Source organism: Vibrio sp. 99K-1 (assembly GCF_013114585.1).
GTDB classification, from domain to species: domain Bacteria; phylum Pseudomonadota; class Gammaproteobacteria; order Enterobacterales; family Vibrionaceae; genus Vibrio; species Vibrio chagasii_B.
Genome location: NZ_VTXF01000058.1, coordinates 1 through 2,780 on the forward strand (window position 1 = coordinate 1; position 2,780 = coordinate 2,780).

Genomic DNA, 2,780 nt, shown 5'->3' on the forward strand with positions numbered 1-2,780 from the left:
ATGGCACAGGGTCATCACCAAAATATCCAACAGCACACTCATGGCATGCCATTATTTGAGACTCGTATTCAAACAACCTCTCCGCCAGACTCAAGGCTTTATCGTGCATATTTCGGAGCTAGCCGACCGCCTATTTCGGTTTTAATCGACCACCAAATCCGTTTTTAACCAACCACTCATTTCGGTTTTAATCATCCACTTTTCGGTGTGTTTCCGAAATCGATGGTCGATTTACCGAAATAAACCTCTTTTCTCTTTTAAATCAATAGGTTTAACCTGAGTCTTTCATGTTGAGAGCACTAAGGATAAATCATGCCGAAAAAGAGAATGCCAATGAATAAAATTAAGGAAATCTTACGCCTCCGATACGAGTGCAATCTTTCTAATCGACAGATCGCCGCTTGCCTCAATATTGCTCATTCCACTGTATCCCAGCATCTATCCCGATTTAAATCCAGTGGCCTCACGTGGCCACTGGAAGAGACTCATCATGAAAATCAAGTCACCCAAGCTTTGTTTGATGGTCGCTCATCTTCTCAGCATAAAGTGATGCCTGATTTCACTCTCTGCTACTTAGAATTGAAGCGTAAAGGGATGACTAAAGCTTTGCTTTGGGAAGAGTATTGTCATCAGCATCAAGACAAAGCCTATGGCTATACACAGTTCTGCGAACTGTATAGACGTTGGCTAAAGACACAAAAACGCAGTATGCGCCAACTTCACCATGCTGGTGACAAGCTCTTCATTGACTACTGTGGCCCAACGATCCCTGTTGTGAATCCAGATACAGGAGAATGCCGACATGCTCAGGTATTTGTCGCCACTTTAGGAGCGTCAAATTACACCTATGTCGAGGCGAGTGAGAGCCAAGGGCTTGAATACTTCCTCATGGCTCATGTGAATACCTTTAATCACTTTGGTGGTGCTCCGAATCTACTTGTACCTGATAATCTGAAATCTGCTGTAACGAAAGCAGACCGTCATAGCCCTATCCTCAATGAGAGCTACCGAAAACTGGCACAACATTACGGCGTTGCTGTGATGCCAGCCAGGCCCTACAAGCCTAAAGATAAAGCCAAAGCTGAGAACGCAGTTCTCATCGTAGAGCGCTGGATAATGATGCGCCTTCGCCACCAAGTGTTCTATACAATGGCTGAGCTGAACCTGGCTATCCGAAAGCTGATGCATGACTTAAACCAACGAGAGATGAAACAGCTTGGTGTCAATCGACATGACTTGTTCAACAAAGTTGACCGTCCAGCGTTAAAACCACTGCCATCGCAACCATATGTGTATATCGAAACTAAACGAGCAACCGTCTCCCCTGATTATCACATTCAATATAAAAAGCACTTCTACTCTGTGCCGCACCAACTTGTTGGGCAACAAGTTGAGCTTGAAGCAACGCATCAAATAATACGTATCTACCACAAAGGGAGCATTGTTGCTCACCACTGCACAAGCCAAAAAGAATATGGTCTCTCTACCGTTTACGAGCATATGCCAAGCAACCATCAATACCAATCATGGACACCCGAGCGTTTTATCCGTTGGGGAAAATCTATTGGGCCAGCCACAGGTGAACTGACTCAGATGTTGCTCAAACGCCCAGAGCATGAAGCATTGGCCTTTAGAAGTTGCTTTGGGTTACTAAGTCTTGCCAAAAAGCACTCAGACGCACGGTTAGAACAAGCTTGCCGAGATGCCTTAGTGACAGAGAAGCCATACCTTGGCTTCGTCAAAAACTTATTGAAGAACCATCGAGAAGGCACTCTCTCTCAGCCTTCCACTGATACCCCAAACCTTAAACACACTAATGTTCGTGGTTCCAACTACTACCACTAGGAGAAACAATATGGACGCAATAATCCAACAGTTAAAATCACTACGCCTAAGTCATGCTTCTGATGCACTGGAACAGCAAAGGATACACCCCGCGACCTATGCTGAACTTGGCTTTGAAGAAAGGTTAGGACTCATCCTTGATCATGAGATAGTGAACCGAGATCAAACCAAAATCCAACGACTTAAACGGCAAGCCAAGCTGCGCCTAAGCGCTAGCGGTAATCAACTGGACTACCGCCCAGAACGAGGCTTAAAAAGAGCAATGATGGGAGAGTTATTATCAGGCACTTATTTACAAAAGCGACAGAATGTCCTGATTACAGGTGCAACAGGTGCAGGTAAAACCTATGTTGCTTGTGCGCTCGCCGAGCAGGCGTGTGAGCAACACTGCCCAAGTCGTTATTATCGCCTAAATCGTTTACTTGATGACCTGAGTAGTAGCCGCCTTGATGGCAGCTATCAAAAGCTGCTACTGAGCTTGTCTAAGAAAAAACTGTTGGTTATCGATGACTGGGGAATGGAAAAACTCAGCCAAGAGCATGCAAGTAATCTTCTCGAAGTGCTAGAAGATAGATACCAAGAGTGCAGTACGATCATTATCAGCCAACTACCTGTAAAACAATGGCACGAGATGATCGACAACTCGACGATCGCTGATGCGATCTTAGATAGGTTGGTTCATCAAAGTCATAGAATCGAGTTACGAGGGGAATCAATGAGAAAACTGGCTTAAATCGACCACTTGGAGTAAAACTAAGGAAGAGAAAAGAGAGGCTTAAAAAGGTGGTCGATTAAAAACGAAACTAGGGGTCACATCAGCCGAAATACGCATTATCGATAGTCTCCTCAAGGAAATGGGTCACACAAACCTCTCCTGTCCTGACTTTTCGTGTCTATCAAAGCGTCTCTCTAAGCTTGGACTTAAGGCCCCAAGA

General features: G+C 44.9%; 2 protein-coding genes. Both read left to right on the forward strand.

The genetic code is table 11. The annotated features are described in order from the left end of the window. Window positions 1–312 precede the first annotated feature (312 nt). Window positions 313–1,845 (forward strand): IS21 family transposase, encoded by a 1,533-nt coding sequence (gene istA / locus F0228_RS25565; RefSeq protein WP_171763053.1) that lies wholly within the window; start codon window positions 313–315, stop codon window positions 1,843–1,845. A gap of 10 nt (window positions 1,846–1,855) precedes the next feature. Continuing rightward, window positions 1,856–2,578, forward strand: a complete 723-nt coding sequence (gene istB / locus F0228_RS25570) for an IS21-like element helper ATPase IstB (RefSeq protein ID WP_171763054.1) — start codon at window positions 1,856–1,858, stop codon at window positions 2,576–2,578. The last annotated feature ends 202 nt before the right edge of the window (window positions 2,579–2,780 follow it).

Bases quoted from the DNA above. Each gene is read 5' to 3' on its own strand.
- istA (WP_171763053.1), top strand. From the start codon at position 313: ATGCCGAAAAAGAGAATGCCAATGAATAAAATTAAGGAAATCTTACGC.
- istB (WP_171763054.1), top strand. From the start codon at position 1,856: ATGGACGCAATAATCCAACAGTTAAAATCACTACGCCTAAGTCATGCT.